12 protein-coding genes are annotated in these 14,540 nt (G+C 40.4%); 4 read left to right on the top strand and 8 right to left on the bottom strand.

The annotated features are described in order from the left end of the window. Positions 1-399: a hypothetical protein gene (locus F993_RS18980; RefSeq protein ID WP_004652033.1), complete on the top strand. Its 399-nt coding sequence runs from the start codon at positions 1-3 to the stop codon at positions 397-399. Here the strand turns inward: F993_RS18980 and F993_RS18985 are convergent. The 5 genes from F993_RS18985 to F993_RS19005 form a co-directional block, all read right to left on the bottom strand. Further along, positions 386-568 carry a hypothetical protein gene (locus F993_RS18985; RefSeq protein WP_004652032.1) on the bottom strand — a complete coding sequence of 61 codons (183 nt, stop codon included), beginning with the start codon at positions 566-568 and terminating at the stop codon, positions 386-388. The genes F993_RS18980 and F993_RS18985 overlap by 14 nt on opposite strands. Positions 569-829: 261 nt before the next feature. Then, a complete protein-coding gene (groL, locus tag F993_RS18990; protein WP_004652031.1) occupies positions 830-2,464 on the bottom strand; it encodes a chaperonin GroEL in 1,635 nt (544 codons plus the stop codon). Between the two features lie 58 nt (positions 2,465-2,522). Then, complete coding sequence (locus F993_RS18995; RefSeq protein ID WP_004652030.1) at positions 2,523-2,813, bottom strand: co-chaperone GroES; 291 nt, start codon at positions 2,811-2,813, stop codon at positions 2,523-2,525. A gap of 187 nt (positions 2,814-3,000) precedes the next feature. Beyond that, a complete protein-coding gene (locus F993_RS19000) occupies positions 3,001-3,756 on the bottom strand; it encodes a metallophosphoesterase family protein (RefSeq protein ID WP_004652029.1) in 756 nt (251 codons plus the stop codon). Then, positions 3,737-4,675: a diacylglycerol/lipid kinase family protein gene (locus F993_RS19005; RefSeq protein ID WP_004652027.1), complete on the bottom strand. Its 939-nt coding sequence runs from the start codon at positions 4,673-4,675 to the stop codon at positions 3,737-3,739. Before F993_RS19005 ends, F993_RS19000 begins: the two co-directional genes overlap by 20 nt. A gap of 398 nt (positions 4,676-5,073) precedes the next feature. Between F993_RS19005 and F993_RS19010 the strand changes: the two genes are divergently transcribed. From F993_RS19010 to F993_RS19020, 3 genes are all read left to right on the top strand, one after another. Further along, a complete protein-coding gene (locus F993_RS19010; protein ID WP_004652026.1) occupies positions 5,074-6,903 on the top strand; it encodes a phosphoenolpyruvate carboxykinase (GTP) in 1,830 nt (609 codons plus the stop codon). A gap of 188 nt (positions 6,904-7,091) precedes the next feature. Then, positions 7,092-7,799, top strand: coding sequence for a hypothetical protein (locus tag F993_RS19015; protein ID WP_004652025.1), 708 nt, complete (start codon positions 7,092-7,094; stop codon positions 7,797-7,799). 162 nt (positions 7,800-7,961) lie between these two features. After that, on the top strand, positions 7,962-10,130 hold the full coding sequence (locus F993_RS19020; protein WP_004652024.1) for a TonB-dependent siderophore receptor: 2,169 nt from the start codon (positions 7,962-7,964) through the stop codon (positions 10,128-10,130). Between the two features lie 54 nt (positions 10,131-10,184). Here F993_RS19020 and glpD read toward each other — a convergent pair whose 3' ends face one another. The 3 genes from glpD to glpK all read right to left on the bottom strand — a co-directional run bounded on the left by glpD (position 10,185) and on the right by glpK (position 14,291). Further along, entirely contained in the window at positions 10,185-11,705 is a 1,521-nt protein-coding gene (glpD, locus tag F993_RS19025) for a glycerol-3-phosphate dehydrogenase (RefSeq protein WP_004652023.1), read from the bottom strand. Between the two features lie 261 nt (positions 11,706-11,966). After that, entirely contained in the window at positions 11,967-12,725 is a 759-nt protein-coding gene (locus F993_RS19030) for a DeoR family transcriptional regulator (RefSeq protein ID WP_004652022.1), read from the bottom strand. Positions 12,726-12,776: 51 nt separating this feature from the next. Then, positions 12,777-14,291: a glycerol kinase GlpK gene (glpK, locus tag F993_RS19035; protein WP_004652021.1), complete on the bottom strand. Its 1,515-nt coding sequence runs from the start codon at positions 14,289-14,291 to the stop codon at positions 12,777-12,779. Between the last annotated feature and the right edge of the window lie 249 nt (positions 14,292-14,540).

The raw sequence follows: 14,540 nt of genomic DNA, 5'->3' as shown, positions 1-14,540 counted from the left end.
ATGCAAGAAATAAATGAAAAATCGGCTTTTAGTCAGCGACTAAAAGAAGCTCTCTTAAACCACTCATGGGCTAAAACGAGTCCCACTTGGTTAGCTCGAGAATTTAATTTACGGTATAGTGGCAAATCTATTAGTGTTCAGACTGCAAATAATTGGTTGTTAGGTCTCGCTATTCCTAGCCAAGATAAACTACAACTTTTAGCAGCATGGTTAGAAGTATCTAGTCAATGGTTACGTTTTGGTAATGCAACACAAGAAATTCAGCATCCAGAAATGGTTTATTCAGGTATACAACTTGTACAGCAAGACTTACCTGAAAAATTTGCACAACTCTCCCCAAAGCAAAAACAACTGGTCTATGAATTAATTAATGCATTAATTGATACTAATCAGCAATAAAATCTTGATTAACGATTTTCACAATATAGAGCTTAAGTGCTTCATTTTCTTTCTTTAATAAATTCAATTCTTCTACTAGCTTAAAATAATTTATTTTATACTTATACAACTCTTTAACCTCAATGACTGGATATAATTCAAAATCTCCTAGCTTATTAAAACTCATCATAAAATTCTCCACCTAAAAAAGTCCATTTCGAAAAACATAATTTTTAATCAACTAAAACTTCATTTAAAATAAAAAATATTATAGTTGTTATGTATATATTTACTCTGCTTTAATTTAGCTCTTATTATAATATATTAAATTAATCTTAAATCTACACACCAGACGAAGAATGTCATAAATTATCAACTATTATAATCTTTAATGTTTAAATAAAAAAATCCCTGCATATGCAGGGATTTTTTTGATCTAGACGTAGATGAATTACATCATACCGCCCATACCACCCATACCGCCCATATCTGGAGCAGCAGGTTTATCTTCTGGAATATCAGTAATCATACATTCTGTGGTCAACATCAAACCAGCAACAGATGCGGCGTGTTCAAGGGCAGAACGCGTTACTTTAGCAGGGTCAAGAATACCCATTTCTAACATATCGCCATATTCGCCAGTTGCAGCGTTATAACCAAAGTTACCTTCGCCCGCTTTAACTGCATTGATCACAACTGAAGGCTCATCACCTGCATTCGAAACGATTTGACGAAGTGGCGCTTCAATCGCACGGCGTAAAATGTTGATACCCGCAGTTTGATCTTCGTTAGCACCTTTTAAGTTATCTAACACGTTAACCGCACGTACCAGCGCAACACCACCACCTGCAACAACACCTTCTTCAACCGCTGCACGAGTAGCGTGAAGCGCATCGTCAACACGGTCTTTCTTCTCTTTCATTTCAACTTCAGTAGCCGCACCAATTTTGATGACTGCAACACCGCCTGCTAATTTAGCAACGCGTTCTTGAAGTTTTTCTTTGTCATATTCAGAAGTAGATTCTTCGATTTGCGCACGGATCTGTTGAACACGTTCAGCGATTTGCTCAGCATTACCTGCACCATCAACAATCACAGTGTTTTCTTTAGATACAGTGATTTTGTGCGCTGTACCTAAATCTTGAAGAGAAGCTTGCTCTAAAGACATACCGACTTCTTCAGAAATCACAGTCGCGCCAGTCAAGATCGCGATGTCCTGAAGCATTGCTTTACGACGGTCACCAAAACCTGGGGCTTTCACCGCACATACTTTGATAATACCGCGCATGTTGTTCACCACAAGAGTCGCAAGCGCTTCGCCTTCAACATCTTCAGCGATGATAAGAAGTGGTTTACCAGTTTTAGCAACTGCTTCTAATACGGTAATCAATTCACGGATATTGCTGATTTTTTTATCAACAAGAAGAATGAATGGATTTTCAAGTTCAGCAGTCAAAGTATCTTGTTTGTTCGCGAAGTATGGAGAGATATAACCACGGTCGAACTGCATCCCTTCTACAACGTCTAACGCGTCTTCGAAGCCAGAACCTTCTTCTACAGTGATAACACCTTCTTTACCGACTTTTTCCATTGCTTGCGCAATCAACTTACCTACAGTTGTGTCTGAGTTCGCAGAGATCGAACCCACTTGTTCAATTGCTTTGAAGTCATCAGCAGGTTTTGCATTGGCACGGATATTTTCAACAACTGTTTTTACTGCGATGTCGATACCACGTTTTAAATCCATTGGGTTCATACCTGCAGTTACAGATTTGATCCCTTCATTTAAGATTGCTTGAGCAAGTACAGTTGCAGTTGTTGTACCGTCACCTGCGATGTCATTGGTTTTAGAAGAAACTTCACGAACAAGTTGAGCACCCATGTTTTCAAACTTGTCTTTTAATGAAATTTCTTTCGCAACTGTTACACCATCTTTAGTGATGTGCGGTGCACCGAAAGAACGGTCGATCACAACGTTACGGCCTTTAGGGCCTAAAGTTACTTTTACTGCATCTGCAAGTACGTTTACACCTGCAATCATTTTTGAGCGAGCTGAATCACCAAATTTTACGTCTTTAGCTGACATGTGAAACTCCGAATCTTTTTAAATTACTGTATCTGATAATTTGTGAGTTATGTGCCGATTAGCCTTCAAGTACCGCTAAGATGTCTGACTCTTTCATGATCAAGAGTTCTTCACCACTTACTTTTACTGTTGTACCCGCATAAGTACCAAACAATACTTTGTCGCCAACTTTAACGTCTAAAGCGCGAACGCCATTGTCAGTGATTTGACCATTACCTACTGCGATTACTTCACCTTGCGATGGTTTTTCAGCAGCAGAACCTGGAAGTAAAATACCACCAGCCGTTTTAGTTTCTTCTTCTACGCGACGAATCACAACACGATCATGTAATGGACGAATGTTGCTCATAGTTAACTCCATCAGACTTAGTCTTTTTGATTAATGTGTATCGCCAATTCATGGCAATACATAAAATTTTGATATGCCACTTTTGTGGGGTTGAAAAAAATAGCTTCAAGGGGGAAAAGAAAAAAAATTCTACTTATTAGATGTTTTTTTAAACACAACACCCAAAGCTGCTGAATTAAACAACACTTTAAGATGGAACAAAGATCTGTTCTTTCTCATCAAACCAATAATGCTCAATCTTTCCATCATCTGAAATTACATTAAAACTATTGGTTAATCCAAAGCGTAATCGGTTTGAAGTCGCGGTCCCAGCATGGATATCTAAAATTGGGTGATCAAATCCCAACTGAAAGATTTGATTTAAATCATGTACAGCAACTTTATGTAAATGCCCATGTAATAGACCAAATAAACCGGTTGCACCCCAGCGTTCTAATGCGATTTTTCCAAGCACAGGACAGTCTTTATCCCCATGCTCATTCGGAAAGGTATAAAAAGGCTGATGGAAAACCACCAATTTTATTTTATTCGCAGGCGCATGATTTAGCTTTTCATAGGTCTCATGAATTTGATCCAGCGAAATGTGTCCCCGCGTATGATAGCGTCGCCGAATACTATTCATTCCAACAATATAAAAATGCGCTGTTTCCAAGGTTGTTTCTAAGCGACCAAAAAATGCCTGATAACGAACAAAGGGAGAGAAAAAACGATTCCAGACATGATACAGCGGAATATCATGATTACCTGGCACAACAATATAAGGAAGATTGAGCGCATCTAGAAATTGTCGACATGCATAAAACTGCTTAAAACGCGCACGCTGCGTCAAATCCCCACTCACCACGATGGCTTCTGGGCGATGCTGTTGGCAAAATTGTTTTATTGCTTGAATGCAACCTTCACGTTCAGTACCGAAATGCAAATCAGACAGATGTAACAGCATTCGGAACCATCACTTTTAACGCTGATTTTTTAACTGAAAATTTTAATGGGGTGTCCATCTCCATAAGCTCTCCATCTATTGCCACTGTTAATTTTGGCTTTTTACAGTTCACCTGTATATGTTCGGCACAAAATGAATACACATCAGAAGCTTGATCAATTTTACCCTGAACTAATTTCCATAGCATTTTCATTAAACTGAGACGATCACTTTTGGCAACGACGACCCCTGCTAACTTTCCATGTGCAGCACATTCTGCAATCCTTAATTTCATATCACTCAGTTGCAATTGATTATTGCCAAAAAAAACCAAAGGTGTCGCAACCGGATAGCGCTGCTCATCAATAGTGACCGCAAGTTTTAAGGATTTATGTTCACGCAGTAATACATCCAAACCCGATGTATACGCATTCAATGGGAATCGTCCAAAACGTTGATTATAGCGTTCCCGTTTTTTTATAAATAAAGGATATAAGCCCAGACTCGCATTGTTGAGATAAATCTGATCATTGATTGCAGCAACATGGACTTCTTGTATTGCTCCAGTCGCAATCACCTTTGCGGCCTGAGCAACATCGATTGGAATATTTAATGCCCGAGCCACATAGTTAAATGTCCCTAATGGCATAATTCCCATTGCTATATCACTATGCAGCAGTTTTTTTGCAACAGCATTTAACGTTCCATCGCCTCCTGCCGCAACCACAACCCCTTTATGTTCTGACTGCTGATGCCGAGCCAGAACGGTTGTCATCAGGTCATCAAAATCAACTTGAGAATTAAGTTCAAAAACCTGAATTTCGAATCCATATTGGGTCCAAAAAGTCATGAGACGCTCATATTCTTCATCTTGTTGAGCTGCATGAAAACCTGATTTTTGATTATAAATAATCGATAAAGGCTTTATATTTTGAGCCATGAATCACAACCTTAAGACAGATCATATGCATATTTTTGTTTACAAAATCAACAAATAAAAGCTTGTTTATGTAAATTTTGAATGAGCTTCATTCATATAATCAATAACAATTCTCATAAAATTAAAAATAAATTCAAGCCATTGTTTTACATCATGATTTACAACAAAAATAACATATATAAATATACAAAATAGTAAAATATAAAATAATCAAATATATAAAAAACAATGCCTTGTAATTAAATATGCATTTCCACACGAAGAGTCGGACCTATTCTTTAGTCTTATATTTTTTATGATTTTATGCTTTAATACAGCCACTTTTTTTACTTCATCTGTCTTACTGCCATCCAGTAGATAGAATTTGTACGTTGTACACACTTTAAAAAGGCATCACCATGACCCAAGTGAACGCACCAGAATTCGTTCGTCACCCTAAGCTTATTGCATGGGTGGAAGAAATTGCAAAATTGACCAAACCAGCAAAAATCGAATGGTGTGACGGAAGCGAAGAGGAATATCAACGTCTAATGGACTTGATGATCGCTAACGGCACCATGCAGAAACTCAACCAAGAAAAACATCCTGGTTCTTATCTTGCAAATTCTGACCCTTCTGACGTTGCTCGTGTTGAAGATCGCACTTATATCTGCTCTCAAAATCAAGAAGATGCTGGCGCAACCAATAACTGGGTTGCTCCTGCTGAGATGCGCGCAAAATTAAATGGATTATTTGACGGTGCAATGGAAGGCCGTACCATGTATGTGGTTCCCTTCTCGATGGGTCCTTTAGGAAGCCACATTGCTCACATCGGTATTGAGTTAACAGATTCACCTTACGTTGCTGTCAGCATGACGAAAATGGCACGTATGGGCAAAGCCGTTTATGACGTGTTAGGTACAGATGGCGAGTTTATCCCATGTGTACACACTGTTGCTGCGCCACTTAAAGATGGCGAGAAAGATGTTGCTTGGCCATGTAATAACGAAAAATATATCGTTCACTATCCAGAAACGCGTGAAATCTGGTCTTATGGTTCTGGTTACGGCGGCAATGCACTACTAGGCAAAAAATGCTTAGCATTACGTATTGCTTCTGCAATGGGTCGCGAGCAAGGTTGGTTAGCTGAACACATGCTAATCCTAGGTGTGACTAACCCACAAGGTGAAAAACACTACATCGCAGCAGCATTCCCTTCTGCATGTGGTAAAACAAACTTTGCTATGTTAATTCCACCAGCAGGTTACGAAGGCTGGAAGATTGAAACTGTAGGTGACGATATCGCTTGGATCAAACCAGGTGAAGATGGTCGCTTATATGCAATCAATCCAGAAGCTGGTTTCTTCGGTGTTGCACCTGGTACAAATACCAAAACTAATCCGAACTGCATCGCAACCATGCATAAAGATGTGATTTATACCAACGTTGCAGTAACCAAAGATGGCGAAGTATGGTGGGAAGGTCTTACTAAAGAAGTTCCAGCTGACTTAATCACTTGGAAAGGCCAACCATACGTTGAAGGCGAAAAAGCAGCGCATCCTAACTCACGCTTTACTGTTTCTGCGGGTCAATGTCCTTCGATTGACGCTGACTGGGAAAATCCAGCAGGTGTACCAATCTCTGCATTCATCTTCGGTGGTCGCCGTGCAGATACAGTGCCTTTAGTTTCTGAAGCATTTGACTGGGTTGATGGCGTTTATAAAGCAGCAACGATGGGTTCTGAAACAACTGCGGCAGCGGTTGGCCAACAAGGTATCGTTCGTCGTGACCCATTCGCAATGCTTCCATTTGCGGGTTATAACATGGCTGATTACTTCGGTCACTGGTTAGACATGGGCAAAAAAGTAGGCGCGAAAGCTGAAGCTGCTGGTAATAAATTACCAAAAATCTTCAACGTAAACTGGTTCCGTCGTGATGCTGAAGGCAACTTCGTATGGCCTGGTTTCGGTCAAAACATGCGTGTTCTTGAGTGGATCATTGATCGTTGTGAAGGCCGTGCAGAAGCAACTGAAACACCAATCGGTTTTGTGCCAACTTATGAACAATTGAACTGGAATGGTATTGATTTCTCTAAAGAGCAATTCAACACCGTTACAGCTCAAGATAAAGATCAATGGATCAAAGAGCTTGAAAGCCACACTGAGTTATTCACTAAACTTGGCGCTCGCTTACCTCAAGCACTTAAAGATCGTCAAAATGAATTATTAGCAGCTGTTAAATCTGCTTAATCATAATTGACATAAAAAGGTCGCTTCGGCGGCCTTTTTTGTCATCTTACATTGCAAAACTATAATAAACTAACAGCCTTAAAAGTAATTTTCATCCAATGCAGATGAACAGATTAAAATTTTAATGTGTCAGCAAAACTAAGTTAAAAATACGCTAGAGCCACATCTTAATTTAAACAGGAAAAGCTATGCAACAAGAGATTACAACCGCACAGGATTTTTTAAAATTACTCCCAGACCCAAACACTGTTTTTGCAGCCCAAGATTCTTTTCTTGCAAAACATTTACTCCCCCTCATTTCGATTGACCTTACCCAGATCAATCCCGAATGGCAAGGCTGGATTCATTTAGTCAATCCAATTGAACCCTATGAGTGTTACATTGGCTCAGAAACTGCTGAGTTCTATAATGAATTTGCACATGAAAATTGGTTTATTTTACAGCTGGATGAGCAGTCTCAATATCATTGGTTGGCTGATCAACACTATTTTATTCTAGAAAATAGCAATCACGCTTCATATGCTGACGTTTTGGATCATAGCCAAAAAATGCATGAAGATTTTCAACAGGTTAAACAACGTTTCTTAGAACAAAAAAGAGTAATTAGCACCTCTGATGTCAAGTATCAAAATAACAAACCCGCCATCTTACTCAATCAATTGGGTGGTGACGCAAATTATGGTAACTGGTGCTATCCAATCGGAGAGCAACTTCAATTGAAAAATATTGAACAAGATGACAACTGTTTTGTACACATCTTTGATCAACAACAACGACCTTATTATTTCATTGCCTCAGCATCGGGTTGGGAGTATTGCAATCATGGTGCCGACAATATCTTGATGTTTTACCAACCCGAAACTCGACGTGTCCTATTTACATTTGACTGGACATAACTGATCACAGGTCGCTACGGCGGCCTTTTTTAATGTCCAATTTTCGAAAATTCCTATCAATCCTCCACCCCACGCTAGGTATTCCCATTAAGCTTTGGACGAAATAAATTGCAAAGTTAACGAATATTAACAATAATTGTAATAATAATATTTCTCATTTACATGGTTGTAGACATGAGTTCTTCCACGCTGTTCAAACGCACTCCCCTTTTTTTAGCAATCTCCACATTAGTCAGTATCAGCTCATATAGCCATGCACTTGAGGAAGGATCACAACAACTCCCAACCATCAAAGTTCAAGCCTCGCCAGATAGCAATACCAGTGAACAAACTAAAGCATATACCATTAAAAATAGTTCAAGCGCCACCAAACTCGATATTGAAGCCAAAGAAATCCCTCAAACTATCAATGTAGTGACACGCCAACAAATTGAAGATTTTGGCCTTACCAGTTCTCGAGATGTACTCAACAATACCCCTGGTGTGACCGTAAACTCACTTGAAACTGAACGCTCTGTGTATATGGCACGTGGTTTTGAAATTTCAAACATTCTGGTTGATGGAGTTGGTTTTCCATCAAGTGAATGGAATTATAATGACACCAATCCAGACAGCTACTTTTATGATCGCATTGAAGTCATTAAAGGTGCAGATGCTCTAACCAATGCTTTTGGTGATCCAAGCGCAACCATTAACTATATCCGTAAACGCCCCACCAAAGAGTTTCAAGCCAATGCTGGCTTAAGCTATGGCTCATGGGATACACAACGTTATGAGGCAGATGCCTCGGGTAGCCTATTACCAAACGGTACTGTTCGCGGCCGTGTTTCTGGTTTTCAACAAACAGGCAATTCAAACTTAGACCGCTATAGTTCTGAGAAAAATGGCATTGCAGGAATTTTAGAAGCTGATCTTGGAGACAATACCTTACTAACTATTGGTGCCAGCCAAGAAAAAAATAAACCCAATGCTAATAACTGGGGTGCGTTACCGTTAATGGATTCTTCGGGCAAACAAATCAATTATGATCGCTCTTACAATCCAAACCCCGATTGGGCCTATTGGGACAACACTTCACGTAATGCGTTTTTTGAGTTAAAACAAAAATTATCAGAAACTTGGTCTGCCAACCTAAGCTACAACTACAATGAGAAAGATCGTAAAAGCCAACTGCTCTACTACTATGGCTATCCAAATGCTGATGGCTCAGGTATTTCCCTAACACCAAGCGGCTTTTTAGAAAATAATAAACTACATACGGCCGATTTAAATCTACAAGGCAAATTTGACCTGTTCAATCAAGAGCATGAAGCAATCATCGGCTATTCCTTCTCAAACAGCCATCAGAATGATCATGCAAAAAATGGGACCTTGCATGATAGTAATATTAACTATACTGATAATGTTCCTTACACAACAGATTGGGCAAGTTGGACCCCCAACAATGTCACTTGGTCTAATTTTTCTCAGACCGCAGACTATACACAACGTAACCAATCGGTTTATGCAGCAACACGCCTTCACCTTAACGATGATCTAAAAGTTACCTTAGGGGCAAACTATGTAAAAGCCAAAAGTGAAGGTACAAGTTACGATGCGCCCATGGTTTATGATGAAAGCAAAGTTTCCCCATATGCAGGTATCACCTACAACTTCACCCCGGAATATACTGGTTATATGAGCTACACCTCGATTTTCCGACCACAAACTGCAGTCGATGAAAAAACAGGTAAAGTTGCGGATCCAATTGAAGGTAAAAGCTATGAAGTTGGGTTTAAAAGCTCATGGCTAGATAACAAACTCACTGGGACACTGGCTGTATTTAGAACCGAGGAAAATAATTATCCACTACGTCCAACAGATAGCCATCCACTTAACCGTACTTCAGCCATTAGTGATTTACGTTCACAAGGTTTAGAAGTTGGCTTGGCTGGACAATTAACAGATCAAGTCAATGTTTCACTCGGCTATACCCAGTTTAGCCTGCAAGATCTAAAGAATGGCGGTGCTGCAAGAACCTATAATCCAACACAAAGCTTTAATCTATTAACGACCTACTCCCCTACTCAGCTACCAAAATTGAAAGTTGGTGCAGGTCTAAAATGGCAAAGTAAAATCACCCGTTTTGATCCAAGTTATAACACTTATCTCAAACAAAGTGATTATGCCTTGCTGAATTTAATGGCAAGCTATGACCTTAGTCCAAATCTCAGTATTCAGGCCAACGCTAATAACGTAACTGATAAAAAATATTTAAACAGCTTTACCGATGGACAAGCCTTCTACGGAGCACCTGCAAATTACACCGTTGCATTCCGCTTTAAGTACTAATGAAGACCCATAAAAAAAGCCCCTTATTCAAAGGGGCTTTTTTATTGAGAATTTTTAAGCAGCAACCGTGCTATTTGGTTTATTTGCTAAATACACATCTAAGCTTTCGATTTCAGTTGGCGTAAAATTGAGACCAAGCTTTGAACGTCTCCACAAAATATCTTGGCTGGTCGTGACCCACTCAAAGCGGCATAAATAATCCACTTCTTTGGCATACAAACCTTGTCCAAAATGTTGTCCAAGCTGTGCAACAGAAGTTGCCTCTCCTAAAATATTCCAAATACGTGAACCATAAGCAGATGCCCAACGTTTTGCCAACGCTTCAGATGTATCCGTCACTTGTGCACGGATTTCTTTTGCCAACTGCTCAGCTGATGCCATATTTTCGCCACCCGGTAAGGCTTCTGTCGCTGTCCAACTGCCTTTCATTTCTGGGAAAAATGCTTTTAACTGCTGCATGGCAGATTCTGCTAACTTACGATACGTGGTTAACTTACCGCCAAACACAGACAGTAATGGGGCTTGATCTTCCGATTCTTGCGATAAAGCCAAAGTATAATCACGGGTAATTGCAGATGGATTGTCTGATTCATCATCACACAATGGACGCACACCTGCAAAAGTCGAAATAATATCAGCTTGGGTTAACTGATTTTTGAAGTGTGCATTACTGACTTCAATCAAGTAATCAATTTCTTCTTGGGTGATTTTTACTTGTGCAGGATCACCTTGATACTCACGATCTGTGGTACCAATCATGGTGTATTGATCTAAATATGGAATCGCGAACACAATACGACGGTCATCATTCTGCATGATAAAGGCTTTATCACCTTCATAAAGCTTCGGCACAATGATATGACTGCCTTGAATCAAACGAATGCCATACGGTGATTTAAGCTGTAAATCTTGCTTAATAAATTGTGCCACCCAAGGCCCAGCAGCATTGACCAAAGCCTTGGCTTTGATCTGGAATTGGCCTTGTGCATTTTCCAAATCCACAATCCAGTATTGACCTTGGCGTTGTGCGGATAAGCAACGGGTGCACGTCACAATGTCAGCCCCTTTTTCACGGGCGTGCATGGCATTCAACACCACCAAACGCGAGTCATCCACCGCGCAGTCTGAATATTCAAAACCACGTGTAATTGCTGCATTTAATGGACTGTCTTCTTTAAAGTAAACGTTGTTCGAACCCAATAACTTTTCACGTTTACCCAAGTGATCGTAAAAGAATAAACCTGTACGAATCAACCATGCTGGGCGCAGATGTGGACGATGCGGCATGATAAAACGCATGGGACGAATAATATGCGGTGCTTTCGCCAACAACACTTCACGCTCAGCCAGCGCTTCACGTACTAAGCGGAATTCCTTATGTTCAAGATAACGCAAACCACCATGAATCAACTTACTGCTTGCAGAAGAGGTATGGCTGGCCAAATCATCTTTTTCACAGAGGAATACAGATAAGCCACGACCTGAAGCATCTGCTGCAATACCAACACCGTTGATACCACCACCAATGACAGCAAGGTCATAAATTTTGTCGTTAGACTGAGGAGAAGTTTGCATAAGTCACCGCAAATTTTCATTATTGTTCAATAACGAACATTTAAACATGTAAAATGAAAACAAACAATAAAAAAACGTCAAAAAAATGCCAATTTCTAGGCATTTTTAGATAAATGGTCAAAACTGAAAATAGAAGCATTAAAACACAGAGAATCTTTCAATATAAAGGCGGCTGATGCTTAGCGTTTAGTTCTTATTTAAATAGACTTGAGCCAAATCGTCTCGACTCAAGAAAAGTAACAATTTTTCGAAAATGAAGATTTACTGGGCAACAATCAAGCCAACATCTAAATCTCGAATGGTTTTCATAAATTCATCATTCGGTTGCTGGTCAGTAAAAATACAATCAACTTGCTTAAGTGAACCTAAACGGATCATGGCATTACGACCAAACTTACTGCTATCTGCTGCAAGGAACACTTGACGGGCACTGGATACAATTTCCTGAGACACACATACTTCTTGGAAATCAAAATCCAGCAAGGTGCCATCTTCTTCAATACCACTAATACCAACTAAAGCATAATCCGCTTTAAACTGTTTAAAAAAGTCTGCAGTCGCCTGACCAATCACCCCACCATCCGGACGGACACGCCCGCTGGCAATCAGTACCTCAAAGTCTTCTTTGGTACTGAGGATTTTGGCGACATTGAGGTTATTGGTAATAATCCGCAAACCCGTATGATTCAGTAATGCGTGAGCAATGGCTTCCGTGGTGGTCCCAATATTGATAAATAAAGAGGCATAATCAGGAACAGCTGCAGCCACTGCGGCTGCAATCGTTCTTTTTTGTTCCAACATATGGCCAACACGCATCGTATATTCAGTGTTTTCCACACTTGAATCATGCGCTGCACCACCATGATAACGGCGCAGCAAGCCTTCATCGGCCAGTTGATTAATATCACGACGGATGGTTTGCGGGGTGACATCAAAATGCTGAGCAAGCTCTTCAATACTGATATAGCCACGCTCTCTCACTAATTCGAGGGTTTTCTGTTGGCGTAGTATCAAGCTCATGCTCATCCATCCTATGTTGTTTTAGTCATCTTAAATTGGGGTTATTTTAGCTTAATCTTCCGCCCAATCACGAGTACGTCCGACTGCTTTTAACCAACCTTTATAGAGTTTTTCAGTCACATCCTGACTGCACTCTGGGGTAAAGGTATTTTCGATGGTCATTCTACTCTTCAATTCATTTAAATCCGACCAGAAACCGACCGCCAGACCCGCCAAAAATGCTGCGCCCATACCCGTGGTTTCTTTCATGGCTGGACGTTCAACTGAAGTGCCCATGATGTCGGCTTGGAATTGCATCAAGAAGTTATTCGCGGTTACACCACCATCGACTCGTAAAGTACGCAATTTCTCACCAGAGTCCTGCTGCATGGCATCCAAGACGTCACGTGTTTGGTAAGCAATTGACTCCAATGTCGCACGAATAATATGTTCGATGCTGACGCCACGAGTAATCCCTAAAATCGCACCGCGCGCTGTTGGATCCCAATAGGGCGCCCCTAAACCCGTAAAGGCTGGAACCACATAGACGCCATTGCTGTCTTTTACTTTGGTTGCATAGTATTCAGAGTCATGCGAATCATTAATCGCTTTGAGCTCATCACGTAACCACTGCACACAAGAACCGCCATTAAATACCGCACCTTCCAGTGCATAATTCACTTCACCGCGCGGACCACATGCGATTGTCGTCAATAAACCATGATCAGATTGCACAATGCGTTTGCCCGTATTCATAAGCAAGAAGCAACCCGTACCATAGGTATTTTTTGCCTGCCCCACTTCAACACACATTTGTCCAAATAGCGCAGCCTGCTGATCACCAGCAATACCTGCAATTGGAATTCCAATCTCTTGCCCACTAATGGTATGGGTATAACCATAGATTTCTGAAGAACTACGCACTTCAGGTAACATCGCTTTTGGAATATTCAGTGCTTCAAGTAACTTGTCATCCCACTGCAAAGTTTCAATGTTGAATAGCATGGTGCGGGAAGCGTTAGTGTAATCAGTGACATGCACTTGACCATTGGTCAATTTCCACAGCAACCAAGTGTCAATCGTACCAAACAGCAACTCACCACGTTGTGCACGTTCACGGCTACCTTCGACGCGATCTAGAATCCACTTAATTTTTGTCGCAGAGAAATACGGATCAAGCACCAAACCAGTGACTTTATGAACATAATCCTGCCAACCGTCTTGACGTAGTTGATTACAAATTTCATTGCTTTGGCGACTTTGCCATACAATTGCATTGTAAATAGGTTTGCCAGTCTGTTTATCCCAAATCACGGTGGTTTCACGTTGGTTAGTGATCCCAATTGCTGCAATTTGCTCGCTAGAAATACCTGCTTGCGCTAGAGCTTCAACCCAGACGGCGCTTTGTGTCGCCCAGATTTCCATTGGATCATGCTCAACCCAACCTGGTTGTGGGTAGATTTGCGTAAATTCACGCTGAGCAATACTGATGACATTCGCATCGTGATCCAACACGATCGCACGTGAGCTCGTTGTACCTTGGTCAAATGCAACCACGTATTTCTTTTGACTATCTGTAGAGATCATGACATACCTATCCAGACTTGCTTAATTGAGGGCCAAGTGACATTCAACAAACCCTATCCTGCAATAAATTAAATGCCCGTTAAAAAACGGGCTCCAATACTGCAAAAAAAGCAATGACTTCTGTATTAAATAAAAAACTTGGCAGATTATATGCAAAATTGTTCGAAAACGAAAATTCTTTCTTGATATTTGAAGCTAAAAAACGATGAATAGCCTGTGTTTTAAAGATTCCTCACAATAAAAAACTTA

Source organism: Acinetobacter proteolyticus (assembly GCF_000367945.1).
Taxonomy (GTDB): Bacteria; Pseudomonadota; Gammaproteobacteria; order Pseudomonadales; family Moraxellaceae; genus Acinetobacter; species Acinetobacter proteolyticus.
Note: the sequence above shows the minus strand (reverse complement) of the source record. Positions and strands in the feature narration are given on the sequence as shown.

What these genes read in the sequence shown, in the direction of transcription:
- F993_RS18995 (WP_004652030.1), bottom strand. Translation starts at nt 2,813, where the DNA reads ATGAGCAACATTCGTCCATTACATGATCGTGTTGTGATTCGTCGCGTA.
- F993_RS19020 (WP_004652024.1), top strand. Translation starts at nt 7,962, where the DNA reads ATGGTTGTAGACATGAGTTCTTCCACGCTGTTCAAACGCACTCCCCTT.
- F993_RS19005 (WP_004652027.1), bottom strand. Translation starts at nt 4,675, where the DNA reads ATGGCTCAAAATATAAAGCCTTTATCGATTATTTATAATCAAAAATCA.
- groL (WP_004652031.1), bottom strand. Translation starts at nt 2,464, where the DNA reads ATGTCAGCTAAAGACGTAAAATTTGGTGATTCAGCTCGCTCAAAAATG.
- glpK (WP_004652021.1), bottom strand. Translation starts at nt 14,291, where the DNA reads ATGATCTCTACAGATAGTCAAAAGAAATACGTGGTTGCATTTGACCAA.
- glpD (WP_004652023.1), bottom strand. Translation starts at nt 11,705, where the DNA reads ATGCAAACTTCTCCTCAGTCTAACGACAAAATTTATGACCTTGCTGTC.
- F993_RS19000 (WP_004652029.1), bottom strand. Translation starts at nt 3,756, where the DNA reads ATGCTGTTACATCTGTCTGATTTGCATTTCGGTACTGAACGTGAAGGT.
- F993_RS18985 (WP_004652032.1), bottom strand. Translation starts at nt 568, where the DNA reads ATGATGAGTTTTAATAAGCTAGGAGATTTTGAATTATATCCAGTCATT.
- F993_RS18980 (WP_004652033.1), top strand. Translation starts at nt 1, where the DNA reads ATGCAAGAAATAAATGAAAAATCGGCTTTTAGTCAGCGACTAAAAGAA.
- F993_RS19010 (WP_004652026.1), top strand. Translation starts at nt 5,074, where the DNA reads ATGACCCAAGTGAACGCACCAGAATTCGTTCGTCACCCTAAGCTTATT.
- F993_RS19030 (WP_004652022.1), bottom strand. Translation starts at nt 12,725, where the DNA reads ATGAGCTTGATACTACGCCAACAGAAAACCCTCGAATTAGTGAGAGAG.
- F993_RS19015 (WP_004652025.1), top strand. Translation starts at nt 7,092, where the DNA reads ATGCAACAAGAGATTACAACCGCACAGGATTTTTTAAAATTACTCCCA.